The organism is Arthrobacter halodurans (genome assembly GCF_041877255.1).
GTDB lineage: Bacteria > Actinomycetota > Actinomycetes > Actinomycetales > Micrococcaceae > Arthrobacter_N > Arthrobacter_N halodurans.
This window is the reverse complement of record NZ_JBHDLJ010000006.1, coordinates 131,056-155,172: the sequence shown is the minus strand read 5'-3', so window position 1 is coordinate 155,172 and position 24,117 is coordinate 131,056. Positions and strand designations below refer to the sequence as shown.

Sequence of the window (24,117 nt, the reverse complement as noted above, 5' to 3'; positions counted from 1 at the left end):
GGTGGACCCGCGGATACGATGGCGGGATGCCCCGCATCGTGACGACCCACCTCCAACAGCTCTCCCCCGACGCCCTCATCCCGGCGGCCCGGCGGCTGCCCGATGGTTGCCGCATCGAGCGCGCGGAGGACATCAGCCCGGAGTTCAGCAAGTTCCTCTACCGGTCGGTGGGCAGCGCGTGGCACTGGACCGACCGGCTGCCGCTCTCCCGCGCCGAGTGGGAGGCCGCCGTCCGGAGGCCCGGCACGGAAACATGGGTTCTGTACGCCGCGGGCTCGCCCGGCGGGTACGTGGAACTCGCCGGGGCGGGAGGCCCGGACGGTACGGAGGTGGAGATCGTGTACTTCGGTCTTTTCCCCGAGCGCATCGGGGCCGGGCTGGGCGGCGCGCTCCTCGAGGAGGGCCTGCGCCGGGCCTGGAACCTGCATGAACGGTGGCCCGGCCTCGCACCGGTGCGGCGCGTCTGGGTCCACACGTGTTCGCTGGACGGCCCGGCCGCCCTGGGCAACTACCGCGCCCGCGGACTCGAGGTCTTCAGGACCAAGGAGGCCGACCAGGATCCGCAGGACGCGTCGGTCGGACTGTGGCCGCGACACTAGCCTGTCCACCGCCGCAGTCCGGGCAGAGCCGCAGCCCGTCGTCGGCCGCGCAGTCGCCGCAGAACAGCCGGAGATTGCGGCACGTCAGCTCGGCGCAGTTCTCGAACTTGCTGGTGGGAGCGGAACAGGCGACGCACCGCCCGATGGTTTTCGCCTCCGGAGTGAACTCGAGGTGCATCCGCTTGTCGAAGACGTAGAGCGACCCCTCCCACAAACCGCGATCACCGAACTGCTCGCCGTAGCGCGCGATCCCGCCCTGGAGCTGGTAGACCTCCGTGAAGCCGCGGTTCACCATCAGCGAGGACAGGACCTCGCAGCGTATTCCCCCCGTGCAGTACGTGACGACCGGTTTGTCCTTGAGATCGTCGTACTTCCCGGAATCCAACTCGCGGATGAAGTCGTGGGTCGTGTCGACGTCGGGGACCACCGCGTCCTTGAATCTGCCGATCTGAGCCTCGAAGGCGTTGCGGCCGTCGAAGAAGACCACGTCCTCGCCCGCGTCGCGTTTGGCGTCGACCAGCCGGTGGAGCTCCTCGGGGCGCAGATGGGTTCCGCCGCCGACCACGCCCCCGGCGTCGACGAGCAGTTCGCCCGGCGCGCCGAAGGAGACGATCTCGTCGCGCACCCTCACCGAGACGCGGGGAAAGTCCTCGGCGCCCCCGTCGCTCCACTTGACGTCCATCTTCCTGAACGCCGGATATTCGCGGGTGGCCTTCACGTAGGCCTTCACCGCACGGATCTCGCCGCCCGCGGTGCCGTTGATCCCGTCCTTGGACAGCAGGATGCGGCCGCGTAGGCCCCATTGCTCCAGCAGCGAGCGCTGCCAGAGGCGCACGGCCTCGGGATCTGGCAGGGGCGTGAAGGCGTAAAAGAGGACGATGCGGTTCTGGGACACGCCTTTAAGCGTAAGGCCGGGCCGCCCGTCCCGCCGATCCCCGGCGGGGTTCGGGCGCCGCCGGGGCCGTGTCGGCGCGCCCACGGCCGTTCATCCGGCGGTCACGCAACGGTTAGGCATCGCCACTCCACACGCCCGTGGACTCGGAGTAGTGTCGTGCCATGGGATCCACAGCGAGCGATGAATTGATCGGCACCTGGGTCACCGGCTGGGCCGGGGCGCGTGGGTACGAGTGCCGCCACGAGGGACGGGTCCATGCGGCCCTCCGCCACGACACCACCGGCGACTGGGAATACGTCATCTACGAGCCGACCGCCGAGGAACTCGTCGCCGTGGGTGAGACCCTGGGCAAGCATCCCGCTCGCCGCCTGACCGCCTTCTCCAACGACACGATGTCGCTCGGCGAGGCGGCGGTCGCGGCCGGCCTCTCGGTCGTCGAGGCCGACGAGGCCCTGATGGTGGCCGACATGGACGGGCAGGACGTGGAGGACCCCCGGCCGCCCGAGGGCTTCACCATCGCGACGAAGCGGGACGGCCGGCACTCGTACGTCTCCATCCACGTGGCCGACGACCCCGACGTCGTCGCGGCCAGCGGCCACGTGTCCGTCGTCGGCGACTACGCCGTTTTCGACCGGATCATCACGGCGCCGGACTTCCGCCGCCGCGGCCTCGGCAGCCTGGTCATGCGCGCCCTCGTGGCGTTGGCGTTGGAGCACCAGGTCGACGAGGGCCTGTTGATCGCCTCCCTCGACGGCCAGGCGCTGTACCGCTACCTGGGCTGGACACCGCTGGGCACGGTCGTCACCCTGGCCGGCCAGCACACCTAGGCGTCGGCGCGGGGTGCCACAATGATGCGGTGACAGACTTCCGCACGATGGTTCCGCTCTTGGGCCACGGCTCCGACCCCGAAGCGCTGCGCCACCTGCGGATCCTCCCGGCCCGGGACGCCGTGCATGGCCCGTGGCCCGCGTGGGTCCACCCCGACGTCACCGGGGCCTACGCCCGCCTGGGGGTCCACGAGCCGTGGCTGCACCAGGTGCAGGCGGCGACCCACGCCCACGAGGGGCGACACACGATCATCTCCACCGGGACCGCCTCCGGCAAGTCCCTCGCGTACCAGCTCCCGGCGGTCGACGCCATCCACCGCTCCGCGCTCGAGGACGCCGTCACGCTGGAGGCCAGCGGCGCAGTCGTCCTCTACCTGTCCCCTACGAAGGCGCTGGCCGCCGACCAGCTGTCCGCCGTCCTCTCCCTTGGCCTGGCGAGCGTGAAGGCGGCCACCTACGACGGCGACACGGAGGCCGGGGAGCGCCGGTGGATCCGCGACCACGCGAACTTCGTCCTGGCGAACCCCGACATGCTGCACTTCGGCATCCTGCCGAACCACCCGTGGTGGGCCCGGTTCTTCCGACGGCTGTCCTTCGTGGTCATCGACGAGGCCCACAGCTACCGAGGCGTCTTCGGATCGCACGTGGCGAACCTGTTGCGCCGCCTGCGCCGCATCTGCGCCCACTACGGCTCCGATCCCGTGTTCATCGGCGCCTCGGCGACGAGCGCGGAGCCCGAGGAGTCGTTCGGCCGGCTGGTCGGAGCGCCGGTGGTCGCGGTGACCACGGACTTCTCCCCCCACGGGGAGACGGCGGTGGCCCTGTGGGAGCCTCCGCTGACGGAGTTCCGCGGCGAGAACGGGGCGCCGCGGCGGCGCACCGCGGTGGCCGAGACGTCCGACCTGCTGGCGCACCTGGTCTGCTCCCAGGTGCGGACCATCGCGTTCATCAAGTCGAGGCGCGGGGCGGAGACCATCGCCACCATGGCGCGCCGCCTGGTCGACGAGGTGCATCCGGGGCTCCCGGGACGGATCGCCGCCTACCGGTCCGGCTACCTGCCCGAGGAACGGCGCGAGTTGGAGCGGCGCCTGCGCAGCGGCGAGCTGCTGGGCATCGCCTCGACCTCGGCGCTGGAGCTGGGCATCGACGTCGCCGGGCTCGACGCCGTGTTGGTCGCCGGGTGGCCGGGCACCCGCGCGTCGTTCTACCAGCAGATCGGCCGGGCGGGACGCGCGGGGCAGAACGCCCTGGCCGCCTTTGTCGCCAGCGACGATCCGCTGGACACCTACCTGGTCAACCATCCGGAGGCCATCTTCGACGCCGCGTTGGAGGCCACCGTCTTCGACCCCGGCAACCCCTACGTCCTCGGTCCGCACCTCTGCGCCGCCGCCGCCGAGCAGCCGCTGCGGCCCGAGGAGGTCGAGCTGTTCGGTCCGACGGCGACCGGGTTGCTGGAGTCCCTGGTCGAACGCGGCTACCTGCGCAGGCGGCCGTCGGGTTGGTTCTGGACGCATCCGGAACGTGCCGCGTCGCTGGTCAGCCTCCGCGGGGACGGCGGCGGTCCGATGAGCATCATCGACTCGGAGACCGGCTCGCTGCTGGGCACCATGGACTCCCCGCAGACCCACTACCAGGCGCACACCGGCGCCGTGTACGTCCATCAGGGATCCACCTACGTCGTGGACGAGCTGAACGAGACCGACCACTGCGTGCTGGTCCACCGCGCGACGCCGGACTTCTACACCCAGGCCCGCGACATCACGACCATCGAGGTGCTCGAGTCCCTGCGCAGCGAGGAGTGGGGCAACGTGACGGCGCATTTCGGCGATGTGCGGGTCACCACGCAGGTCGTGTCCTTCCAGCGCAAGGCCCTGGTCAGCAACGAGATCCTCGGCGAGGAGCCACTGGAGCTGGGAGCCCGCGACCTCTTCACCAAGGCCGTCTGGTTCACGGTCCCCGAGCCGCGCCTCGTCTCCGCGGGGATCGTGCCCGGGTCCATTCCCGGCGCCCTCCACGCGGCCGAGCACGCCGCCATCGGCCTGCTGCCGCTGGTCGCCTCGAGCGACCGCTGGGACATCGGCGGGGTGTCGACGGCCCTCCATGCGGACACCGAGATGCCGACGATCTTCGTCTATGACGGGCACGCGGGGGGCGCGGGTTTCGTGGAACGCGGCTTCGAACGGGCGCGGACCTGGCTCGCGGCGACGCGCGACGCGATTTCCGCCTGCGAGTGCGAGTCCGGCTGCCCGTCCTGCGTCCAGTCGCCAAAGTGCGGAAACAAGAACAACCCCCTGGACAAGGCCGGCGCGATCGCGCTGATCGGCTCGCTGCTGCGGGACGCGCCGCCCGCGGGTTAGGGCGACGGGCCCCGCGCGGGGCCCGTCGGAGGGCCGGTCCACGGCCGGGGCGGGGGCCCTGCCCGGGATCTCCCCTCTGCCGTCGCGCCCACCGATCCGAGCCACGTCCACCCGGCGCCGAAGGGCGCCGACGTCCGAATATCGACGATCTCGCCCGACGGTCCGCTGCGGCGGCAGTCGAGGAGGTCCCCGCCGTTCACCCGGGCCGTTTCGGCGGCGACGGCGCACGGCTCCCCGGTCAGCAACCCGCGCGCGGCGTCCGCCGCGGCCAGCGCCGCGAGGTCGGACGCGGTGGCGGCCCTGCCCGCCGCGCTCGCGGCCGCAGTCAGGGCCAGCACGAGGCCGATGCCCAGCAGCGCCGCGGCCACGATGCCGAGGACCAGCGCACCCGCTCCGCCGGCCTCGGTCCGCGGCCGCGCCGCCGCCTCACGGCCCAAGGGAGCCGCCCCCGCCGTCGTCGACCTCGGACCGCGCCTCCGCCTCTGCGGAGAGCACGATCAGTCCGGCCAGGGGCGTTCCGCGGCCCAGGTCCGGGAGGGCGGACCCGGTGGTCAGACGCACGCTGCGGTAGCCCGCCCGCCCGCCGATCTCGATGCCGATCCCGTCCCCCGCCAGCCTCCGCGCGGTGTCGGCCGCCGTGGCGGCGCTCTCGCCGCGCGCCAGCTCGCGTGCCGCGGCGCGGGCCGCCTGCTCCAGCCGGATCTGGGTGGAGCCGATGGCCCCGGCGCAGAGGGCGACCGCGAGCAGTCCCGCCACGGCCGGCAGCAGGACGGCGAACTCCGCCGTGCTGCTCCCCCGCCGGCCGCGCCCGGGCTCCGCCGGGGGTCGGAAACGTGACCGTGACACCGCGCGACCCTAGTAGGACAGCGCCTGGCGAACCAGGCCCAGCAACAGCTCGCGAACGTCTCCGCTGGTGAGGATGGTCACCAGCAGGCCGGCGAAACCGACGGCCGCCAGGGTGACGATCGCGAACTCGGCCGTGGCGATGCCGTCCTCCGCGCCGCCTGGTCCCGGGGCTGCGGACCGGTCCGATGAATCTTCCGCGTGTTCCATGAGATTGCGCCTTCCTCGAGGTTTCTCGATCCCGTTTCGGGGTCGGTTCCACCCTCGCGCGCCCGGCGCGCGTCCGCCGGGGAGAAGCCCGGGATCTGGATGGGCCAGCGCGGGCCGGGCCTGTGGAGGGGCAGTGGCGGTCGGCGCGGCCACCGGCGGTCGCGGTCAGCCCAGGCGCGGGAGGAGGGAGACCACCACGGGCACGACCCCGAGGCAGATGAACGCGGGCAGTGCGCACGTGCCCAGGGGAATGACCAGTTTCACGCCGAGCTCCGCGGCCCTGCGTTCGGCATCGCGGGCGTCCCGGCGCCGCCGCTCATCCGCGGCAGCCCGCAGGAGGTCGGCCGTCGCGGCACCGGTCAGGTGGGCAAAGGCCAGTGACTCGCCCACGGCGGCCAGCGTCGGCGGCGTCTCGGCCCAGGCGCGCTCCCAGGGGAGGGAGAGCTCCAGCGAGTGCACGACGGCGCCCAGCGGCTCGCATCCCGGCACGTCCCGCGCGAGCGCGCGGAGGATGGCGGTCAGGGGAAGCCCGGCGCGCAGCAGGGTCCCGCAGAGGTCGAGCAGCAGCGGCTCGTCGTCGGCCGACAGTGCCGAGGGCACGGGGCCGCGCCCGGTCCGGCGGCCGGTGCGTTCGCGGACGCGCCGGGCCACGGGACCGGCGGCTGCCGCCGACGGAACCGAGGGCGACGGGCGTGTTCGTGCGGCCGCGCCGGCCAAGAGCCATGCGGCGATCGCGGCGGCCAGCACCGAGACGAGGAGGCTCACGGGCCCGGTCCGCCCGTTGCGGCGCCCGCCAGCATCCTGGCTCCCCAGACCCGGTTGGCCCACCACAGCGCGGCGCCGGCGACCAGGGAAAGGCGGCCGACCGGATGCCACAGCAGCACCGCCAGCGGGTCTGCGCCGATGAGTTGGGCCAGGGCCAGCCCGACCGCCGGCAGCCACGCGAGGATCCTCTGCGTCGCTCGGGGACCGGCGAGCGCCGCATCCAGTGCGCGCCGCCGGTCCTCGCCGGCCTCCAGCTGTCCCGCGAGCCGGTCCAGCAGGTCCGACAGCGCCGCTCCGGTCGACTCCGAAAGCCGCACGCACCACACCAGTCTCGACCACGCGCCGGCGTATTCTGGGCCGCAGGAGCGCAGGTGGCGTTCCAGTCCGGCCGACGGCGGCGCGCCCACGGTGTGCGCCATGCGGGCCGCCCGGCAGGCTTCCGTGACATCGCGCGCCCCCGCGGACCCGTCCGCCGTCGCGCCCGTGGCGGCCCCGCCGGCCGCCGCCCGCGCTCCCCGCCCCACTCCCTGGCCGGCCCGCCGGCCCCGCGCCGGCGCGGCCTTGCCCTTCCAGGTGGACTCAAGCAGGGCCCACGCCTCGGCCGGGGGGCGGCCGGAGCGCAACAGGGCGGAAAGCTGGCGGATCGCGCGCACGTGCGTCTCGAGCTCCGGTGGTCCTTGGCGGCGCCGCTGCGCCTCCCGCCACCGCGCCGCCAACCTCCCGAGGACACGGGTGGCCTCCCCGCCCGGCCCGCGTTCGGCGACCGGCACCGCGCCTCGCCCCACCGGCAGGGCCAGCCAGGCCGCCGCCGCGGCGCACGCCGCCGCCGCCGCCACGATCACCACGGACATGCGACGGACCGATCCGCCAACAGGTCTGCGAACCACCGGGCGGCGGGCCCGGTGCGCAACGCGTCCCCGCGACCGCGCCCCACGACCTCCAGCATGGACAGCGCGGGCCCCGGGGCGGCGACGATCCGGCTCAGCTGCACGGGACCGCGGCGGCCCCCCTCGCGCGACATGTGCACGACGAGGTCCAGCGCGCTCGCGGCCTGAACGGCCACCGCCTCCGGCGTCAGCTCGGCGAGCGCGCCCATCGCGGCGAGCCGGGCGGGAACGGCGGACGCGGAGCTCGCGTGGATGGTCCCGCCCGCGCCGTCATGGCCGGTGTTCATCGCGGCGAGGAACTCGCGGACCTCGGCACCGCGGCACTCGCCGACGACGAGCCGGTCCGGGCGCATGCGCAGCGCCTGGCGGATCAGGTCGACCATCGTCACCGAGCCGGCTCCCTCCACGTTGCCGGTGCGGCACTGCAGTCCCACGACGTGCGGATGCCGGGGCGCGAGTTCCTGCGCGTCCTCCACGATCAGCAGGCGCTCCGCCTCCGGCGCCTCGCCGAGCATCGCGCCGAGCAGGGTGGTCTTGCCGGATCCCGTGCCGCCGCTGACGAGGAAGTTCAACCGCCCGCGGACGATCGCCCCGAGCACGGGCAGCCAGGGGTCGCGGTCTCCTTGGCCGAGGATCTCCCGCAGCGCCGGTGCCGCCGACTCGCGGATCCGCACGGAGAGGAGCGGCCCGCCGGTGGACACGGGGGGCAGCACCGCATGCACCCGGTAGGCGCCCAGCACGACGTCGGCGAAGGGTTGGGCGTCGTCGAGCCTGCGTCCCCCGGCCGCGGCGAGGCGCACCGCGAGCCGCCGCACGTCGTCCGGTTCCGCGAAGCGCAGCCCCGTGGGCGCGAGACCGTCGGGGCCGTCCGCCCAGACCTGCCCCCGGCCGTCCACCAACACGTCGGTGGTCCCGGGAACGTCGGCGACGGCCTGCAACGGGCCGAGGCCCCGGAGGTCCTCCTGCAGCAGCCGGATGGCGCGCTCGGCGCTTCCGCTGCCGACGACGATCCCGGACGCCCGCACGGCTCCCGCGAGGTCGGCACCCGAAAGCGCCCCCGGCCCGTCGCCCGCACGGCTCCGGACCTCCTCGAGGATCCTCCGGTCCACCGGCCCGCCGGCCGGCTCGTCGCCGGAGCCCCACCTGCGCCTGCCGTGGCGCGGCGCACCGCCGTGGCCGTCGGCTCCGGCCTCGGGACGCGGCCCGGCGCTCACCCGGGGCCCCGGTCTCGCGGCCGGGCGCCGGACAGACCGCGCGCGAGCGCCCCCAGCGGCTCGAGCAGCCGCCGCACGCCGCGCCGGCCCATAACGGACACGAGCATTCCGTCGGCCGCCGCCCGAGGCACGGCGCGCAGCGGCGGGAGGTAGCACGCCAGCCGCAGTCCGGTCCGCGCCGCGATCCGCGCGGCGTCCTCTCCCGAGGGCAGGCGCCCCGTCACGGCCACGCCCCACGGCAACGCGGCCCCCGCCCCGTGGTCCATCAGGCTGGGATGCGCGGGCGTGCCGGCGGACCAGACCTCGAGGCCCTCGTCGGCGAGGGCACACAGCGAAGGATCGACTCCCGCCGACCGGCCGGCGTCGACGACGACCGTGTCGTAGATCCTGCGCGAGGCGGCCACGACCTCGCCCAGCACGGGCATCGGCGTCACGTCCCCCCGGGAGCGCGAGCCCCACGTGAGCACCGCGGTCCCCTGGGCGAGCGGGAGGATCTCCGCGAGGTGCGCGGGCGCGACCTGCCCCCGCGAGCGGGCGAGGTCCTCCCAGCCGACGCCCTCCGGGACCCGGGGCTTGAGGATCGGCCACAGGCCCCGGCTGTGCGGATCGGCGTCGATCAGCAGGGTGCGGGCTCCCTGGAGGGTGGCGGCCGCCGCGGCCAGCACGGCGAGTGTGGTGGTGCCCGCCCCGCCCGACGCCCCGGCGACCAGCAGGACGCGGCCCGGGCCGCCGCGCAGGCCCAGCTCGCCCAGGAATTCCCCCAACCACGCCGACGCGCGGGGCAGGACGGCGACCCGGGCCCCCGGATGGCGCGCGGCGACCCGCCACAGGACGTCTTCGTCGGCGGCGTGCCCGACCAGGACGGCCGCCGTTCCCGCCCGGTGGGCCGCGTCGGCGACGGCCGCGTCCGGTCCGAGCAGCAGAACGGACGCAGGTTCCGGGCGCGCCGCGGCGGCGTCGCGCCGGACGCTCAAGACGGCGCCGGCCGCCGCTGCCACCAGTGCCACCTGGTCCGCGAGCACGCCGTCGCCGGTGATGAGCAGGCAGTCGGCGGCGCGCGGCGGATCGGTCGGCGGCGCGGGTGCGGGAGAGGTGTCCGGGGTCTGGCCCGGGGCCGGAGCCGGGTCCGGGTCCGCGGCGAGACCTTCGTCCGCACCTTCGCGCGGACCAGGCGCCTCTGGGGCGTCCCCTCGGGGGAGGCCGGGCGGCCAGCGGGCGGTCCCCGCGCGCGGGGGAACCGCGTCGGTGCCCCGCGTGCCGCGCCGCCCACCCGCGGGTCCGCGCCCCGTCCCGCGTCCGGGTTCCGGGGTCGCCACGAACCGCTCGGTGTCGCTCATGCCACCAGCGTCCCGCATCCGGGGCCCCGGCGGCCGCGGAGGGCGTCGATTGTGGACAACTCGCCACCGCCTGGCGCGTCCCGGGCGCCGGCGCGGCAGACGAGGGCAGGGCGGAGCCGCCGCGCTCAGGTTTCAACCGCGCCGCCCGCACCGCGGGATCGACGGCGCGGCGCGGCTGGCACAATGGTCGGGTGCCCCGATACGCCCTGTTGGCAACCCACTCCCTGGGCCAGCCCGCGTCCGACGCCGGAGAGGACGTCGCCGCCGTCGTCCAGTTGCTGGGAACCGACGGCGAGCCCGAGGGGGCGCTGGAGCCCGTGACGCGGGACCGGATTCCCGCCGTCGTGGCCGCCATCGAGGCGCGTGGCCTGCGGTGGGTGTGGGACCGTACCGGCGACTGGTACCCGTCGCTGCTGGCGGCGGGAGTGTCGGTCGAGCGCGCGCACGACCTGTCCCTGTGCCGGAACATCCTGCGCTTCTCCACGTCCGCCGACGAGACCGCCTACGTCGATTCCCTGCGCCGGCAGGACCCGGACGCGGCCGACGGCCCGCCGCAGGCGCTGGCGCCGCCTCGCCCGCCCGAGAACCAGGGGGCCCTCTTCGAGGAGGCCAAGCCGGCCACGGCCGCGGCGGAGACCCTCGCCGAGGAGTTCAGAAGGCAGCTGGAGGCCGTTCCCCGGACCCCGCGCGGCCGGCGGCTTCAGCTGCTGCTCGCCGCGGAATCCGCGGGGGCCGTCATCGCCGCCGAGATGCGCCACCACGGCATCCCGTGGCGCAGCGACATCCACGCGGCCCTGCTCCGGGACGAGCTGGGTCCACGCACCGCGCACGGCGTGCGGCCGGCGCGCCTCGAGGAGCTGGCGCACCTCCTGCGGTCCCTGCTGGGCGACCCTGCGCTCAACCCGGACTCGCACCAGGATCTGCTGCGCGCCTTAAACCGCGCAGGCGTCCCCGCCAAGAGCACCAGCCAGTGGGAGCTGCAGGAGTACACCCACCCGGCCCTGAAGCCTCTCCTGCGCTACAAGAAGCTCTCCCGGCTGCTCAGCGCCAACGGGTGGGCCTGGCTGGACGCCTGGGTCGCCGACGGCCGCTTCCGGCCGGAGTACGTTGTCGGCGGCGTGGTGACCGGGCGGTGGGCCTCGCGCGGCGGCGGCGCCCTGCAGATCCCGCACGGCATCCGCGATGCGGTGCGCGCGGATCCCGGCCGCGTGTTCGTGGTGGCCGACGCGGCCCAGCTGGAGCCCCGCGTGCTGGCGGCGCTGGCCGGCGACCGCGCCCTGGCCGACGCCGCTCGCGGCCGCGACCTCTACCAGGGGATCGCGGACCGCGGGTTCGGCGGGGACCGCGCCAGCGCGAAGATCGCCATGCTCGGCGCCATGTACGGGGCGACGACGGGCGAGTCGGGGCGCCTGTTGCCGCAGCTCGCCCGCACGTTCCCGCGCGCGGTCGGCCTGGTCGAACAGGCCGCCCGGCACGGGGAGGGAGGCGGCGAGGTCTGCACGTTCCTGGGACGCTGTTCCCCTCCGGCTTCCCCGCAGTGGCTCGCTGCACAGCGCACCTCCAGCGCCGAGGAGCAGCGCCGCGCGGACCAGGCGGCCCGCACCCGCGGCCGCTTCACGCGCAACTTCGTGGTCCAGGGCACCGCCGCGGAGTGGGCGCTGTGCTGGCTCGGCGAGCTGCGTCGGCGGCTGCGGGCCGAGCGCGCCGCCGGCCGCGAGGTCGGCGAGGTCGTGTTCTTCCTGCACGACGAGGTCGTGCTCCACGTGCCCGCCGCCTTCGCCGCGGACGCCTCGGCGATCGTCGAGCAGGCGGCGGCCGCCGCCGCGGAGCTCATGTTCGGGAGCATCCCCGTCGAGTTCCCGGTGAGCGTGGCCACCGTCGACTCCTACGCCGACGCCAAGTAGCGGCGCCGCGGCGTTATCCACAATGGCGGCACGCCCGACGACGCGCGCCGCCCCAGACCGTAGGCTCGCCAGCACGACGGGGCGGAGGGGCCCTGCTGGCGAGGCGGGGGACATGGCACTGCTGGTGGTGGATCCGGAGGCGATGGCCGCCGCGGCGCGGACGACGGCGCGGCTCGCCGGCGATCTCGACGCGTCCCTGGCTTCGCTCGGGGGCGAGCTCGGGGGAAGCGGCGGCATGGCGGGTCCGGACGCCTCCGGCCGCGACTTCGCCGTGGCGTACGACGGCGCGGTGGACGCGCTGCTCGGGGGGCTCGCGGCGACGGCGACCGGATTCGCGGACCTTGCCGACGTCCAGTTCGCGTGCGCGGACGCCCACGCGGCCGCCGAGGCCGTGAACGCGGGCACGGCGGCACCGGGCCCCTTCGGCGCGGTGGCCGCCCGCCCTGCATGGTGCCCGCCGCAGCCGCCGCGCGCCGCGGGGCCCTCCTCCGGCGGCGGTCCCGGACCGCACCAGTGGGTGCTGGACGCCTGCGGCCTCGTCTGGCCGGGCGCGGACCCGCCGGCCCTGCGGCTGGCCGGGGACGCCTGGGCGCGGGCGTCGCGTCGGCTCGGAGGGCTGGCGCACGCGCACCCCCGCGACGCAGCCCGGCTCCTGTCCGGATGCGTGTCCGAGGACACCGCGCTGATCGTGGGGGCGCTCGAACGCGGCGCGGAAGACGTGTCGGCCCTGGCGGAGGCGTGCGGCGCGGTCGGCGACGCCTGCGCCGAGTTCGCGGGCCACGTCGAATGGGCGCACTCCGAGGTCGCCCGCGAGGCCTGGCAGGCGGGGGCGGAGGCCGCCCTCCTCACCGGCCTGACCTTGGCGGCGGCCCCGCTCACGTTCGGCGGCTCCGTCGCCGCCGGGGCGCTGGCCTCGTCCGGCCGGGCGGCCGCCGTCGCGTTGCGCCTGGGCGCCGTCGTCGACCGGCTGGCCGCGCTCGGCAGCGCCGTGGCGTCCCGGCTCGCGGCGCTCGCCGCGGCGTGCGGATCGACCCTCGCCTCCCTGGGCCTGGGTGCGCGCGGTTTGGCGCGGACCGCCGGACGGGTCGGAGGCCCGATCGGGCGCCGCGGTTTCGCCGTCGGCCGGGAGACGGCGCGCTCGCTGTCGGCGCTGTCGGGGACCCGTCTCGGCCGCGCGCTGGCCCTCGGCCGCGACGTTGTCGGCGGCGGGGCCCCGGCGGCGCTCGCGGGCCGGCTCGGAGAAGGCGCGGCCGGCGTCGCGCGCACCGGGGCAGCGAGGACGGTGGCGGCGGCGGCCGGGTCGCGGCGGGCCGAGGCCCTGTGGGCGCGGGCGCTGCGGGACCCGGGCATCCGGCGTGCCGCGGCGCGCGGCCAGCTGCTGGCCCCGGCCGCCGGACGCTACGCCGCGGCCCTCGTCGGCGCCAAGGCCGCGGTGGATGCTGGCGTGGCCACGGCGGACGCCCTCATCCCGGGACGCGCCTATGCCGACGGACGGGCCGCGCGGGGCGCGCGGGTGTCGGTCTCGGTGACGCGCAAGCTCTCCGCCGCGCGGGAGCGGGCCGAGGGCGCCGGCACGCTGCGCCCGCCGTCCCCGGGGCGACCGGCCGCCTCTCGGCGAGCCGACATCCCGGGCCGGAGCGCCGATCCCCGCCGGCCCGACATCGCTAGCCGAACGGAACGACGAGTTCCGCTGCCGCGTCCCATTCCTGTGTCCAGCCCAGATCGTCGAAGAGCCGCGAGAGGACGATACCCGTGAAGCCCCAGATGGTTTCGCCGTCCACGGTGAACGCGGGCGACGTGTGGCGCAGACCCCCGCGCTCGATGACGGCCGAGACGCGGTTGGCGGGATCGAGAAGGTCTGCGACCGGAACCCGGAACACCTTGGCCGACTCGCCCGGATCCACCACGAAGACGTCGCTGGGCCGCGCCCACCATCCGATGACGGGGGTCACCAGGAAGTTGGTGATCGGCAGCTCGGCGTCCGGGAGGCTGCCGATGATCTGCACGCCCGCCGGGTCCAGGCCGGTCTCCTCCACGGCCTCGCGCAGCGCGGCGTCGGCGGTGGACGCGTCGGTCTCGTCGATGGCGCCGCCCGGGAAGGCGATCTGTCCGGGGTGCTGGCGGAGCGTGTCGGCCCGCTGGACGAACAGGACGTCGAGATCCGCAGGCACGGCGCTGGAGGGGTGGTGCGCCGGAACGTCGTCGAGGCGCCCGAACAGGATCAGGACCGCGGCGCGCCGGGCGGCCGAGCGGTCCATGTCGCGGAAGACCCACGTGTCCGGCATCGGGGTGATGCCCCCCTCCCCCGATGCGGTGCCGGGACGGTGCCGTTCGACGAGCGCGGCCAGCTCGTCGTGCGCGCTCACGGGACCGGCCCGTCGCCGGGGCTCACGCGTCGAGCCCGTGGCCGAGTTCCCGGAGCTCGCGGCGGGTCCGGCCCTGGCGCATGAGTTCCAGGAGCTCGGAGCGGTGCGGTGCCAGCTCGTACTTGAGGAGCTTGGCGGCCTTGGCCGGGTCCGTCTCCCCCTCGCCGTAGGAGGGGCACAGCGTGGCCACGGGGCAGGCGCCGCAGGCCGGCTTGCGGGCGTGGCAGACGCGCCGGCCGTGGAAGACAACGCGGTGGGACAGCATCGTCCAGTCCCGCGGCTCGAAGAGGGCGCCGACCTCGTGCTCGATCTTCACGGGATCCTGCTCGTCGGTCCAGCCGAAACGCCGCGCCAGGCGGCCGAAGTGCGTGTCCACCGTGATCCCCGGCGTCCCGAAGGCGTTGCCGAGCACCACGTTCGCCGTCTTGCGGCCCACGCCGGGGAGCGTCACGAGGTCCTCGATGGTCCGGGGCACCTCGCCGTCGTATTCGTCGACGATCCGGCGCGACAGCGCGATGAGGTTGTCGGCCTTGGCGCGGAAGAACCCCGTGGGCCGAACCAGCTCCTGGAGCTCGGGCGGCGCCGCTTCGGCCAGCGCCCGCGCGTCCGGGTAGCGCGCGAACAGGGCCGGGGTCGTCGCGTTGACCCGGACGTCCGTGGTCTGCGCGGACAGGACCGTCGCGACGAGCAGCTGGAAGGGGTTCTCGAAATCCAGTTCGGGAACCGCGTACGGGTACGCCTCGGCGAGCACGCGGTGGATCTTGCGCGCCCGCCGCTTCCGGGCCAGGGGCGTCTCCGCGCTAGGCACGTTCGACGTTCGTCAGGTCGCGCAGGACCCCGACGCGGCCGTCGGTGTCCTGGACCAGGAACTCGTCGCCGCGGTCCTCGAGGGCCAGGATCCAGGCCCCGGGCTCCGCCGTGAAAACCTGGCGTCCCGAACGCTCGTCCACCACCTCGCGCGGCCGCGGCACCGCGAACCAGAACGCCTGGTAGGCGGGCGGCTCGTCGCCGGACCGGGTCGCCTCGAAGGGTTCGTCGTCGGTGTCCTGCCCGTCGCGGTCCGCCGGGGTCGCGCCGTTACCGGACGTGGCCCCGTACGCGGGGGCTCCATCGGCGCGGGCCTCGGCGGCCGGGGTGCCGGTGTCGACAGTGCGCGCGGCGGCGGTGTGCGCGTCGCGCGGAGCTTCCACCGCGCCGGACGACGGCGTGGCCTCGTCCCGCGGCACGACGTCTCCCAGCGCGGTGGCGTCGTCCGGCATGGCCGCCTTGTGCAGCGAATCGGAGCCGTCCCGCGGAGCGGCCTTGTCCACCGCATCGGAGTCGTTCCACGAAGCGGCGTCCAGCGGAGGCGCCTCCTCATGCGGCGTGGCGCGGGCGTCGGAGACCGTCCGCGCGGGTTCGGCCTGGCCACGGGCCGGCTGGTCGCCCGTCGGCCCCGGGGCTGCGGGGGCCGCGGCGGCACTCTGCCAGGCGGACGCGTCCTGCGCCGGCATCGGCGAACCCTCGGATGCCGACGACAGCGCCGCCGGTTCCGCCTTCCGGGCGGCATCGGCCTCACCGGGGCCGCCGGAACCGGCGGCCACCGCGGCGGACGTCGGGGCGGCGGCGCCGGTCTCCTCCGAGTCCCGGGAGGGCGCACGCTCGGCGCGCGGCCCCGCCGGGCGGATCGGGCGCGTCAGGACGTGGCCCTCGCCGTTCTGGAAGTCCTGGGCGAAGCCGGGAATGACCGAGGCCGCCGTGGTGCCGGCCAGAAGCGCCAAGGCACCGAGCAGCCCCAGCAGGAAGGAGGCGTTCAGGGTCAGCACGACACCGAGGAAGAAATACAGCACGGTCAGCACCGCCACCACGGACGCCAGCTGGTCGAGGGTCAACGAACCCACCACCACCCGGGTCCGGCCGGTCAGGCGGCGCCATGCGAAGGCCCCCGCGACCAGGACCGGGAGTGCCAGCGAGACCAGCTGGTTGAAGACCAGGCCATTGAACACCCAGATGTTGACCGGCAGACCGCCGAACTGGAACGGAAGGACGGAACCGAGAAGGAGCAGCAGGCCCCCGCCGATGACCACGGCCTCCCGCAATGTGAACGGGCCCGCGATCGTGCGGGCCTCCGTCGAATCCTGCGCAGTTTGGTACACCATGGTGACTCCTTCTCCCCCCACCGCCGGACGGCGGGCCGCATGCGGCTACTGGCCTTAGTTTAACGTCGTGCACGGTGCCGGGCGCCATAGCGCCGCGCACCCGGAACGGGTCTTCGTCGCGCACTCCGACCGTTCACCGCACATTTGGGGCCCTCCACGTCTCGTGGTGTGACGGAAGCCACCACACCCGCGCTCCGGCTGTAATCTGGCTCACAGCACCCCCTACCGTTCCGAAAGGACCCAACGTGTCGGACATCAACATCTCCACCCTGGACAACCTCATCCGCGAGGGACGCAAATTCGCCCCGAGCACGGAGTTCGCCGCCAACTCCGTGGCCGACGCGTCGCTCTACGAGCGTGCGGCCGCGGACCGGCTCGGCTACTGGGCGGACCGCGCCCGGGAGACGCTGACCTGGGACACCGACTTCACGGAGACCCTGGACTGGTCCGAGGCGCCCGTAGCCAAGTGGTTCGTCGGCGGAACGGTGAACGCCGCCTACAACGCGCTGGACCGGCACGTGGAGGCCGGGCTCGGCGAGCGCGTCGCCATCCACTTCGAGGGGGCGATGGGCGACACCCGCACCTACACCTACGCCGAGCTGACCGACGAGGTGAAGAGGGCCGCGAACGCCTTCGAGGCCCTCGGCGTCGCCAAGGGCGACCGCGTGGCCGTGTACCTGCCCATGATCCCGGAGGCGGTCATCACCATGCTGGCCTGCGCGCGGATCGGCGCGATCCACTCCGTGGTCTTCGGCGGCTTCTCCGCGGAGGCCCTGCGCTCGCGGATCGACGACGCCGAGGCGAAGCTCGTCGTGACCGCGGACGGCACGTGGCGCCGCGGCAAGCCGAGTTCGCTCAAGCCGGCCGTCGACGAGGCCCTGGCCGAAGGCGCCCACACCGTGGAGAACGTCGTGGTCGTGAAGCGCAACGGCGAAGACGTCGTCTGGAACGACTCGCTGGACCGGTGGTGGGACGACGTCGTCGGATCCGCCTCCGCCGACCACGCCCCCGTCGCCCACGATTCGGAGCACCCGCTCTTCGTCCTCTACACCTCCGGCACGACCGGCAAGCCCAAGGGCATCGTCCACACCACGGGCGGCTTCCTGGTGCAGACGGCCGCGACGCACAAGGACACCTTCGACCTGCACCCGGAGACCGACGTCTACTGGTGCACGGCGGACATCGGCTGGGTGACCGGGCACTCCTACGTCACCTATGCGCCGCTGGTGAACGGAGCCACGCAGGTCATCTTCGAGGGCACCCCCGACTCCCCGCACCAGGGCCGTTGGTGGGAGATCGTCGAGAAGTACGGCGTCACCATCCTCTACACCGCCCCGACGGCCATCCGCACCATGATGAAGTGGGGCCGCGACATCCCGGACGGCTACGACCTCTCGTCGCTGCGCGTGCTCGGCTCGGTCGGCGAGCCCATCAACCCCGAGGCGTGGATGTGGTACCGCGAGGTCATCGGCACGAACGGCGGAAAGAACGGGGAGCGCAAGGAGCACCCCACCCCGATCGTCGACACCTGGTGGCAGACGGAGACCGGCGCACACATGATCGCGCCCCTGCCCGGCGTCACGGCGACCAAGCCGGGCTCGGCCCAGGTGCCGGTTCCCGGCATCACCGTGGACGTCGTCGACGAGATGGGCGAGTCCGTGGGGAATGGCGAGGGCGGCTACCTGGTCATCCGCGAGCCCTGGCCCTCCATGCTGCGCGGCATCTGGGGGGACATGGAGCGCTACCGCCAGACCTACTGGTCCCGCTTCGAGAACATGTACTTCGCCGGCGACGGCGCCAAGAAGGACGAGGACGGCGACATCTGGCTGCTGGGCCGCGTCGACGACGTCATGAACATCTCCGGCCACCGGCTCTCCACCACGGAGATCGAATCGGCGCTCGTCTCCCACCCGCTGGTGGCCGAGTCCGCCGTCGTGGGAGCCAGCGACGAGACCACGGGCGAGGCGATCGTCGCGTTCGTCATCCTGCGCACCGAGCCCGGCGAGGGGATCGACGTCGTCCAGGTCCTGCGCAACCACGTCGCCAAGGAGATCGGGCCCATCGCCAAGCCCCGCACCATCCTGGTCGTCCCCGAGCTGCCGAAGACGCGTTCGGGCAAGATCATGCGGCGCCTGCTTAAGGACGTCGCGGAGGGCCGGGAGGTCGGCGACGCGACGACGCTGGCGGACAACACCGTCATGGCGCAGATCGCCGAATCCCTGAGGAAGTAGGGCGGACGACGGCGGCGGCCTCCGCACCCGCGGAGGCCGCCGCCGCGGCATCGGGGGTTTAATGGGGGCATGACAGACGCCACCGCGACGCCGCGGAAGATCCTCGTCCTCAACGGACCCAACCTGAATCTGCTCGGCACCCGCGAGCCCGCCATCTACGGGCACCAGACGCTCGCCGACGTCGAGGCGCTCTGCCGGGAAGCCGCGGCCGGAGCGGGCTTCGGGCTCGGCTTCCTGCAGTCCAACCACGAGGGCGCCCTCATCGACGCCCTCCACGCCGCGCGCGGCGAGGCGGCGGGCATCGTGTTGAATCCCGGGGCCTTCACCCACACCTCGGTCGCCATCGCGGACGCGATCTCCGGCATCGGGCTCCCGGTGGTGGAGGTGCACATCTCCAACGTGCACCGGCGTGAACCCTTCCGCCACCATTCGTACGTGTCGCCCGTCGCGGCGGCGGTCATCGTGGGCGCGGGTACCAACGGCTATCGGCTGGCCATCCACCATCTGGCCAGCCTGGTCTGACGGCCGGACCGCGATGGAACCGGGCGCCGCGGCCGGCGTGGCCCGCCAGTACGCGCACTACGCGCGGGTCTGGTTCCCGGGCCACTCGCCGCTCTATGCGCAATGGGCCGCCGGGGTGGCCGCGGATCCGGGTCTGACCTCCCTGATCGCCACGCTGCCGGAACCCAAGCGGCAGCCGAACCTGGTGTTCGCGTCCGCCCGGTTCCGGGGCTCCGGCGACGCCCCGTTCCCCGAGTTCGCCGCATTCCTGCGGGAACGGTGGGACGACGTACGCTCGACAGCCCTCCGGCGCCGCACCCAGACCAACGAACCCGGTCGCTGCGCCACGTTGCTTCCCGCCCTCGCGCGCGTGGCCGAGCGCGACGGGAGGCCGCTGGCGCTCATCGAGGTCGGCCCGTCGGCGGGGCTGTGCCTCCTGCCGGATCTCTACGCGTACCGGTACGACGACGGTCCGCTGCTGGGCGCGGGCCGTCCGGTGTTGCGGTGCCGCACCTCCGGGGCGCCGCCCCTGCCCCGGGCGCTGCCGCGGGTTGCCTGGCGCGCGGGCGTGGACCTGAATCCGCTGGACGGGACGGACCCGGACACGCGTCGGTGGCTGGAGTGCCTGGTGTGGCCAGGCCAGGACCACCGGTTGGCCCAGCTGCGGGAGGCCCTGTCCACGCTCCGGGCCACCCCCGAGGCCGACCGGCCGCAACTGGTCCGCGGAGACCTGAACGAGCGCGTCGCGGAACTGGTCGGCCGGGTGCCCCCGACCGCCCGCGCCGTCGTGTTCCACTCGGCCGTCCTGGCCTATCTCGACCCGGCCGATCGCGACCGGTTCGCGGACACCGTCCGCGGCTTGGACTGCAGCTGGATCTCGAACGAGAACTTCTTCATGGACGAGGAGCGCGGCACCGTCCCCGCGGCGCGCGAGGGCTACTTCACGCTGGCGCTGGACGGCGTGCCGCTCGCGCACGCGGGACAGCACGGCGCGGAGCTCCACTGGCTGCCGGGTGCCGGCGGGGCAGGGGCCAGCGAGGCCGGGGCCGGCGGGACCGGGGCCGGCGTCGCGTAGAGGTGCCCCGGAGGACTCCTTGCCGGCGGGGTCCTCGTGGCCGGCGGAACTAGGGCAATCGACGCGGCTCAGGTGGCAGAGCAGGCGCCAGTGGACACGGCGTCGACGTAGCCGGGGGCCGCATCGACCACGGGTTCGACCTCGTCGAGCGACAGGGCGTAGCCCACGGCGAGGTCGCCCTTGGCCTTGGCGAAGACGACGCCGGCGAGCTCCCCGTCGCGACCCAGCAGCGGCCCGCCCGAGTTGCCCTGCTCGACCTCGGCGCCGAGCTGGTAGATCTCCAGCGGGGACGGGTCGGCGCCGTAGATGTTCTGGACCATGACGGTGCGCAGCGACTGGACCGTGGCGCCCTCGCTGCTGAACGGCCCTCCCGCGGGGTAGCCCAGGAAGGCGCCCGAGTCGCCCTTGGCCAGGTCCTCGCCGACCGGGATCGGTTCGAGTCCCAGGCCCTCGACCGCCAGGACGGCCAGGTCCGTGGCGGTGTCGAAGTGGACGACGCTGGCCGGCAGCGCCCTCCCGTCGCGCGTGTTAACGACGGGCTCGGTGATGCCGGAGACGACGTGCGCGTTGGTGATGACCCGGTCGGGGGCCGCGGCGAACCCCGAGCCCGTCTGGTTGACGCCGCAGGCGAAGGCGGTGCCGGTGATCTTGACGACCGACTCCCCGGCGCGCTTCAGGGCCTCGGTCGAGGGCGCCGGGGAGGGGGCCTCGGCGTCGTCGACGGGGGCGAAGGGCTCCAGCAACTCGGGGATCGTCTGCCCCATGACGGTGGCGCGCGCCTGGGCCATGACGGCGGCGACGGGATCCGGGGTCACGTCGCGGATGGTCCTGATGACCTGCGAGCCCGCGATCTGCTGCGAGAGCAGGGGCACGCCCATCGTGGCGACGGAGAAGGCGATCGCGGAGATCACGAGCCCGGCGACGGCGACGTTGGCGACGCCGCCGAGGAGGCGGTCGAAGCTGCGGAGCACCGGGAAGTTCAGGCCCAGGCGGATCCGCGCGCCGATCGCCACGCCGATGCCGTGGCCGAGCAGCATGAGGACGACGGCGGTGGCCACGACCCAGAAGAGGCGCCAGCCGGCGTCCTGGACCCAGCTGGAAACCAGCGGGATGGCGAAGAAGGTCGCCACCCCTCCGGCGACGAAACCGGCGATGCCGCCGAGGGTCACGAAGAGCCCCTTGCGCAGGCCGGACACCAGAAACCCCACGAACAGAACGACCAGGAGGATGTCCAGCCAACTCACACCGAATGCCACCGAAGAGACTCCAAACCCTAGCGTCCGCGCACGCGACCTGACCGGTCACTCACCGACGCGGCCGCAGTCCCATTCTACGGGGGCGGGGGCCAGCGGTCCGCCCGCGGGAACACAAAAGGAGCGGCCGGCGCTGTGGAAGGTGTCACATGGGCATCGACTACGGCACAATGAAACCAGCGGCAACAACACTTGACAGGAGAATTCATGGACATCGAGGTACTTCGCCGAGCCCCACTCTTCACGACTCTGGGCGATGACGTGTTCGCGGCGCTGACCGAGGAGCTGACCGAGGTCGACCTCTCGCGCGGCGCGTCGGTCTTCCGCGAGGGCGACCAGGGCGACCAGCTCTACTTCATCGTTTCGGGAAAGATCAAGCTCGGCCGCACGGCACCCGATGGACGCGAGAACCTGCTGGCCGTCCTCGGCCCGGGCGAGCTCTTTGGCGAGATGGCCCTCTTCGACCCGAGCCCGCGCAACGCGACGGCGACGGCCGTCTCCGAGACGCGCCTGGCCGGCCTGCGCCACGAGAACCTGCGGAAGGTCATCCAGACCAGCCCGGAGGTCTCGGTGCAGCTGCTCCAGGCGCTGGCCCGCCGCCTGCGCCGGACCAACGAGTCGCTGGCCGACCTGGTCTTTTCCGACGTCCCCGGCCGCGTGGCCAAGGCGCTGCTGGACCTCGCGGACCGCTTCGGGCGCCCGGCGACGGACGGGATCCTGGTGGCCCACGAGCTCACGCAGGAGGAGCTGGCCCAGCTCGTCGGCGCGTCCCGCGAAACCGTGAACAAGGCCCTGGCCGAGTTCGTGCAGCGCGGCTGGCTGCGCCTCGAGGCGCGCGCCGTCGTGATCCTGGACATCCAGCGCCTGCGCCAGCGTTCGCGCTAGCCGACGCGCCCCGGCCGACGGCCTCGTCGGCGAACGCCGGTACGACGACGGCGCCGCACCCCTCGGGGTGCGGCGCCGTTTCGCTGTCCTCCCGGTGCGCCGTCCCGACCGCGGCACAGCGGGGAACCGCCTGCCGTCAGCGGCCCCGGGCCGTGGCGCCGCCCTCGGCCGCGGTGCTGATCGTCACGTCGAGCAGGAAACCGCCGTCGCCGGCCAGGAGTTCGGGATGGTAGGACTTCAGTTCCCGCCGGTGCGAGAGATACGCGACGGTGCCCCGCGTGGTGGCGATCTTCTCGAGGATGAACTCGACCGCCGGCGTCGTGATCTGGCTCAGGGGCAGGCCGCGCGTGTCCGGCTGACCCACCTCGTCGCCGAGTGTCGGCTCGGCGCGGGTCTCGAGGACCTCGGCCGCCGGTTTCCACGCGGCCCAGACGCCCTTCCCGCGCAGGAGCGTCGCCGCCTGGTTGACCGGGACGGCCGCGGCGAAGTACCGCGTGTCGAAGCGCCGGTGGGCGAAGTCGGGGCTGATCCAGTGGGACAGCGGGCGGAGCAGGTCGGTGCGCAGGCCCAGCCCCCGCTTGGCCAAGACGGACGTGAACGACTTGTCCTGCCCCGCGACCGCCTCGCGGACATCCATCCACTCCGACGTCGAGCAGTTCTCGACGATCGAGAGCTCGTCGGCGCCGGCGAGAAGCACCCCGGTCTCCTCGAACAGTTCGCGGATCGCGCAGACGATGTGGCTGCGGGCGACCCGGTGGTCCAGGATGCCCATGCGGGCCGCCCAGGCGCCGGGTTCGGGGCCGAACCAGGCGAGGTTGTCCTCGTCGCCGGGCTCGAAGCTGCCGCCGGGGAAGGCCACCGTTCCCAGCGGGGAACCGCCGGGCCGGTAGCCCAGGTACGTCTCCACGCCGCGGGGACTGTCGCGGACCAGGACGACCGACGACGCCCGCCGCGCAGCCCGCGGGGTCCGCACTCCGTAGGCCACCCAGCTCTCCGCCGCGCCGAGCTGGGACGGAGGCAGCGGGAAGAGCCTGCGCAACAGGCCGGTCGCGGGTCGCTCGGCCGCCGGTTGCCCGGCCGCCGCGGGTCGCCCGGCCGCCGCCCGGCCGGCTGTCGGCCGGTGGCCGTCGCCGTCGGACGGCGGCCTGGCAATCCCCTCAGCGTCAGCTGAATTCGGCAACCAGCTCGACCTCCACGGGCGAGTCAAGCGGCAGGACCGCGACGCCGACGGCCGACCGCGCGTGGACGCCCGCGTCGCCGAGGACCTCGCCGAGGAGTTCGGAGGCCCCGTTCACGACGCCGGGCTGGCCCGTGAAGGAGGGGTCGGAGGACACGAAGCCCACCACCTTGACGATGCGCGTGATCCGGTCCAGGTCGCCGATCACGCTCTTGACGGCCGCGAGCGCGTTCACGGCGCAGGTCGCCGCGAGGCGGCGCGCCGTTTCCGCGTCGACCTCCGCGCCGACCTTGCCCGTGGCCGGGAGCTTCCCGTCGACGAACGGCAACTGCCCGGAGGTGTAGACGTGGGATCCCGACACGACGGCGGGGACGTACGCGGCCACCGGGGCGGCCACGGGCGGAAGCTCCAGCCCGAGCTCTGCGAGGCGGCGTTCGACGGCGGAGGTTGGCTGTTGTTCCACGGCTCTTGGTGCCCTTCCGCGCTACTGCTTGGGACGCTTGAGGTAGGCCACGGGGGCGTTCCCGTCGGGGCCCGTGATGACGGTGACGAGTTCCCAGCCGTCCTCTCCCCATTGGTCCAGAATCTGCTTCGTGGCGTGGATGATCAGCGGCAATGTGGCGTACTCCCATTTGGTCATAACGGATAGGTTA

General features: G+C 74.1%; 24 protein-coding genes. 9 read left to right on the top strand and 15 right to left on the bottom strand.

Annotated features, from left to right (window positions below):
* Positions 1-26: 26 nt before the first annotated feature.
* Positions 27-599 (top strand): N-acetyltransferase, encoded by a 573-nt coding sequence (locus ACETWP_RS09510; RefSeq protein ID WP_373971996.1) that lies wholly within the window; start codon positions 27-29, stop codon positions 597-599.
* On the opposite strand, the gene trhO is transcribed toward ACETWP_RS09510, so the two are convergent.
* Positions 535-1,494, bottom strand: coding sequence for an oxygen-dependent tRNA uridine(34) hydroxylase TrhO (trhO, locus tag ACETWP_RS09505; protein WP_373971995.1), 960 nt, complete (start codon positions 1,492-1,494; stop codon positions 535-537). The two genes, ACETWP_RS09510 and trhO, sit on opposite strands and share 65 nt — an antisense overlap.
* A 161-nt stretch (positions 1,495-1,655) precedes the next feature.
* Here trhO and ACETWP_RS09500 point away from each other — a divergent pair, with 161 nt between their 5' ends.
* Positions 1,656-2,321 (top strand): GNAT family N-acetyltransferase, encoded by a 666-nt coding sequence (locus ACETWP_RS09500; RefSeq protein WP_373971994.1) that lies wholly within the window; start codon positions 1,656-1,658, stop codon positions 2,319-2,321.
* A gap of 47 nt (positions 2,322-2,368) precedes the next feature.
* Positions 2,369-4,678: a DEAD/DEAH box helicase gene (gene sftH, locus ACETWP_RS09495; RefSeq protein ID WP_373972065.1), complete on the top strand. Its 2,310-nt coding sequence runs from the start codon at positions 2,369-2,371 to the stop codon at positions 4,676-4,678.
* Here sftH and ACETWP_RS09490 read toward each other — a convergent pair.
* The 7 genes from ACETWP_RS09490 to ACETWP_RS09460 form a co-directional block, all read right to left on the bottom strand.
* Positions 4,675-5,115 (bottom strand): Rv3654c family TadE-like protein, encoded by a 441-nt coding sequence (locus tag ACETWP_RS09490; RefSeq protein WP_373971993.1) that lies wholly within the window; start codon positions 5,113-5,115, stop codon positions 4,675-4,677. The genes sftH and ACETWP_RS09490 overlap by 4 nt on opposite strands.
* Positions 5,105-5,524, bottom strand: coding sequence for a TadE family type IV pilus minor pilin (locus ACETWP_RS09485; protein ID WP_373971992.1), 420 nt, complete (start codon positions 5,522-5,524; stop codon positions 5,105-5,107). Before ACETWP_RS09485 ends, ACETWP_RS09490 begins: the two co-directional genes overlap by 11 nt.
* A gap of 9 nt (positions 5,525-5,533) precedes the next feature.
* Positions 5,534-5,731, bottom strand: coding sequence for a DUF4244 domain-containing protein (locus ACETWP_RS09480; RefSeq protein WP_373971991.1), 198 nt, complete (start codon positions 5,729-5,731; stop codon positions 5,534-5,536).
* Positions 5,732-5,896: 165 nt separating this feature from the next.
* A complete protein-coding gene (locus tag ACETWP_RS09475; RefSeq protein WP_373971990.1) occupies positions 5,897-6,496 on the bottom strand; it encodes a type II secretion system F family protein in 600 nt (199 codons plus the stop codon).
* Entirely contained in the window at positions 6,493-7,347 is an 855-nt protein-coding gene (locus ACETWP_RS09470; protein WP_373971989.1) for a type II secretion system F family protein, read from the bottom strand. The genes ACETWP_RS09475 and ACETWP_RS09470 overlap by 4 nt, the downstream gene beginning before the upstream one ends.
* The gene (locus tag ACETWP_RS09465; RefSeq protein ID WP_373971988.1) at positions 7,335-8,597 is read right to left on the bottom strand and encodes a TadA family conjugal transfer-associated ATPase; all 1,263 of its coding nucleotides are present in this window, start codon (positions 8,595-8,597) and stop codon (positions 7,335-7,337) included. Before ACETWP_RS09465 ends, ACETWP_RS09470 begins: the two co-directional genes overlap by 13 nt.
* Positions 8,594-9,934 (bottom strand): CpaE-like family protein, encoded by a 1,341-nt coding sequence (locus ACETWP_RS09460; protein WP_373971987.1) that lies wholly within the window; start codon positions 9,932-9,934, stop codon positions 8,594-8,596. Before ACETWP_RS09460 ends, ACETWP_RS09465 begins: the two co-directional genes overlap by 4 nt.
* Positions 9,935-10,125: 191 nt before the next feature.
* On the opposite strand from ACETWP_RS09460, the gene ACETWP_RS09455 reads away from it, so the two are divergent.
* Positions 10,126-11,838 (top strand): bifunctional 3'-5' exonuclease/DNA polymerase, encoded by a 1,713-nt coding sequence (locus tag ACETWP_RS09455; protein WP_373971986.1) that lies wholly within the window; start codon positions 10,126-10,128, stop codon positions 11,836-11,838.
* Between the two features lie 112 nt (positions 11,839-11,950).
* Positions 11,951-13,594: a WXG100-like domain-containing protein gene (locus tag ACETWP_RS09450; protein ID WP_373971985.1), complete on the top strand. Its 1,644-nt coding sequence runs from the start codon at positions 11,951-11,953 to the stop codon at positions 13,592-13,594.
* On the opposite strand, the gene ACETWP_RS09445 is transcribed toward ACETWP_RS09450, so the two are convergent.
* From ACETWP_RS09445 to ACETWP_RS09435, 3 genes are read right to left on the bottom strand one after another with little or no spacing between them, the layout of a single operon-like run.
* Positions 13,503-14,204, bottom strand: a complete 702-nt coding sequence (locus ACETWP_RS09445) for an NUDIX hydrolase (RefSeq protein WP_373971984.1) — start codon at positions 14,202-14,204, stop codon at positions 13,503-13,505. The two genes, ACETWP_RS09450 and ACETWP_RS09445, sit on opposite strands and share 92 nt — an antisense overlap.
* A 22-nt stretch (positions 14,205-14,226) precedes the next feature.
* Positions 14,227-15,012, bottom strand: coding sequence for an endonuclease III (gene nth, locus ACETWP_RS09440; protein WP_373971983.1), 786 nt, complete (start codon positions 15,010-15,012; stop codon positions 14,227-14,229).
* Entirely contained in the window at positions 15,005-16,342 is a 1,338-nt protein-coding gene (locus ACETWP_RS09435) for a hypothetical protein (RefSeq protein WP_373971982.1), read from the bottom strand. Before ACETWP_RS09435 ends, nth begins: the two co-directional genes overlap by 8 nt.
* 245 nt (positions 16,343-16,587) lie before the next feature.
* Here ACETWP_RS09435 and acs point away from each other — a divergent pair, with 245 nt between their 5' ends.
* From acs to ACETWP_RS09420, 3 genes are all read left to right on the top strand, one after another.
* Entirely contained in the window at positions 16,588-18,573 is a 1,986-nt protein-coding gene (gene acs, locus ACETWP_RS09430) for an acetate--CoA ligase (RefSeq protein ID WP_373971981.1), read from the top strand.
* A 69-nt stretch (positions 18,574-18,642) separates the two neighbouring features.
* Positions 18,643-19,095 (top strand): type II 3-dehydroquinate dehydratase, encoded by a 453-nt coding sequence (gene aroQ / locus ACETWP_RS09425; RefSeq protein WP_373971979.1) that lies wholly within the window; start codon positions 18,643-18,645, stop codon positions 19,093-19,095.
* Positions 19,096-19,108: 13 nt separating this feature from the next.
* Positions 19,109-20,149 carry a DUF2332 domain-containing protein gene (locus ACETWP_RS09420; RefSeq protein WP_373971978.1) on the top strand — a complete coding sequence of 347 codons (1,041 nt, stop codon included), beginning with the start codon at positions 19,109-19,111 and terminating at the stop codon, positions 20,147-20,149.
* A 68-nt stretch (positions 20,150-20,217) separates the two neighbouring features.
* Here ACETWP_RS09420 and ACETWP_RS09415 read toward each other — a convergent pair whose 3' ends face one another.
* Positions 20,218-21,393, bottom strand: coding sequence for a MarP family serine protease (locus tag ACETWP_RS09415; protein ID WP_373971977.1), 1,176 nt, complete (start codon positions 21,391-21,393; stop codon positions 20,218-20,220).
* A 216-nt stretch (positions 21,394-21,609) separates the two neighbouring features.
* Between ACETWP_RS09415 and ACETWP_RS09410 the strand changes: the two genes are divergently transcribed.
* The gene (locus ACETWP_RS09410; protein WP_373971976.1) at positions 21,610-22,287 is read left to right on the top strand and encodes a Crp/Fnr family transcriptional regulator; all 678 of its coding nucleotides are present in this window, start codon (positions 21,610-21,612) and stop codon (positions 22,285-22,287) included.
* 136 nt (positions 22,288-22,423) lie between these two features.
* Here ACETWP_RS09410 and ACETWP_RS09405 read toward each other — a convergent pair whose 3' ends face one another.
* From ACETWP_RS09405 to sp36, 3 genes are all read right to left on the bottom strand, one after another.
* Positions 22,424-23,329 (bottom strand): NUDIX hydrolase, encoded by a 906-nt coding sequence (locus ACETWP_RS09405; protein ID WP_373972064.1) that lies wholly within the window; start codon positions 23,327-23,329, stop codon positions 22,424-22,426.
* Between the two features lie 121 nt (positions 23,330-23,450).
* A complete protein-coding gene (locus ACETWP_RS09400; protein ID WP_373971975.1) occupies positions 23,451-23,927 on the bottom strand; it encodes a RidA family protein in 477 nt (158 codons plus the stop codon).
* 21 nt (positions 23,928-23,948) lie between these two features.
* Positions 23,949-24,104: a Sp36 family protein gene (gene sp36 / locus ACETWP_RS09395; RefSeq protein WP_373971974.1), complete on the bottom strand. Its 156-nt coding sequence runs from the start codon at positions 24,102-24,104 to the stop codon at positions 23,949-23,951.
* Between the last annotated feature and the right edge of the window lie 13 nt (positions 24,105-24,117).

What these genes read in the sequence shown, in the direction of transcription:
- ACETWP_RS09510 (WP_373971996.1), top strand. Translation starts at nt 27, where the DNA reads ATGCCCCGCATCGTGACGACCCACCTCCAACAGCTCTCCCCCGACGCC.
- ACETWP_RS09450 (WP_373971985.1), top strand. Translation starts at nt 11,951, where the DNA reads ATGGCACTGCTGGTGGTGGATCCGGAGGCGATGGCCGCCGCGGCGCGG.
- ACETWP_RS09470 (WP_373971989.1), bottom strand. Translation starts at nt 7,347, where the DNA reads ATGTCCGTGGTGATCGTGGCGGCGGCGGCGGCGTGCGCCGCGGCGGCG.
- aroQ (WP_373971979.1), top strand. Translation starts at nt 18,643, where the DNA reads ATGACAGACGCCACCGCGACGCCGCGGAAGATCCTCGTCCTCAACGGA.
- ACETWP_RS09435 (WP_373971982.1), bottom strand. Translation starts at nt 16,342, where the DNA reads ATGGTGTACCAAACTGCGCAGGATTCGACGGAGGCCCGCACGATCGCG.
- ACETWP_RS09420 (WP_373971978.1), top strand. Translation starts at nt 19,109, where the DNA reads ATGGAACCGGGCGCCGCGGCCGGCGTGGCCCGCCAGTACGCGCACTAC.
- sftH (WP_373972065.1), top strand. Translation starts at nt 2,369, where the DNA reads ATGGTTCCGCTCTTGGGCCACGGCTCCGACCCCGAAGCGCTGCGCCAC.
- ACETWP_RS09500 (WP_373971994.1), top strand. Translation starts at nt 1,656, where the DNA reads ATGGGATCCACAGCGAGCGATGAATTGATCGGCACCTGGGTCACCGGC.
- sp36 (WP_373971974.1), bottom strand. Translation starts at nt 24,104, where the DNA reads ATGACCAAATGGGAGTACGCCACATTGCCGCTGATCATCCACGCCACG.
- ACETWP_RS09480 (WP_373971991.1), bottom strand. Translation starts at nt 5,731, where the DNA reads ATGGAACACGCGGAAGATTCATCGGACCGGTCCGCAGCCCCGGGACCA.
- ACETWP_RS09410 (WP_373971976.1), top strand. Translation starts at nt 21,610, where the DNA reads ATGGACATCGAGGTACTTCGCCGAGCCCCACTCTTCACGACTCTGGGC.
- ACETWP_RS09460 (WP_373971987.1), bottom strand. Translation starts at nt 9,934, where the DNA reads ATGAGCGACACCGAGCGGTTCGTGGCGACCCCGGAACCCGGACGCGGG.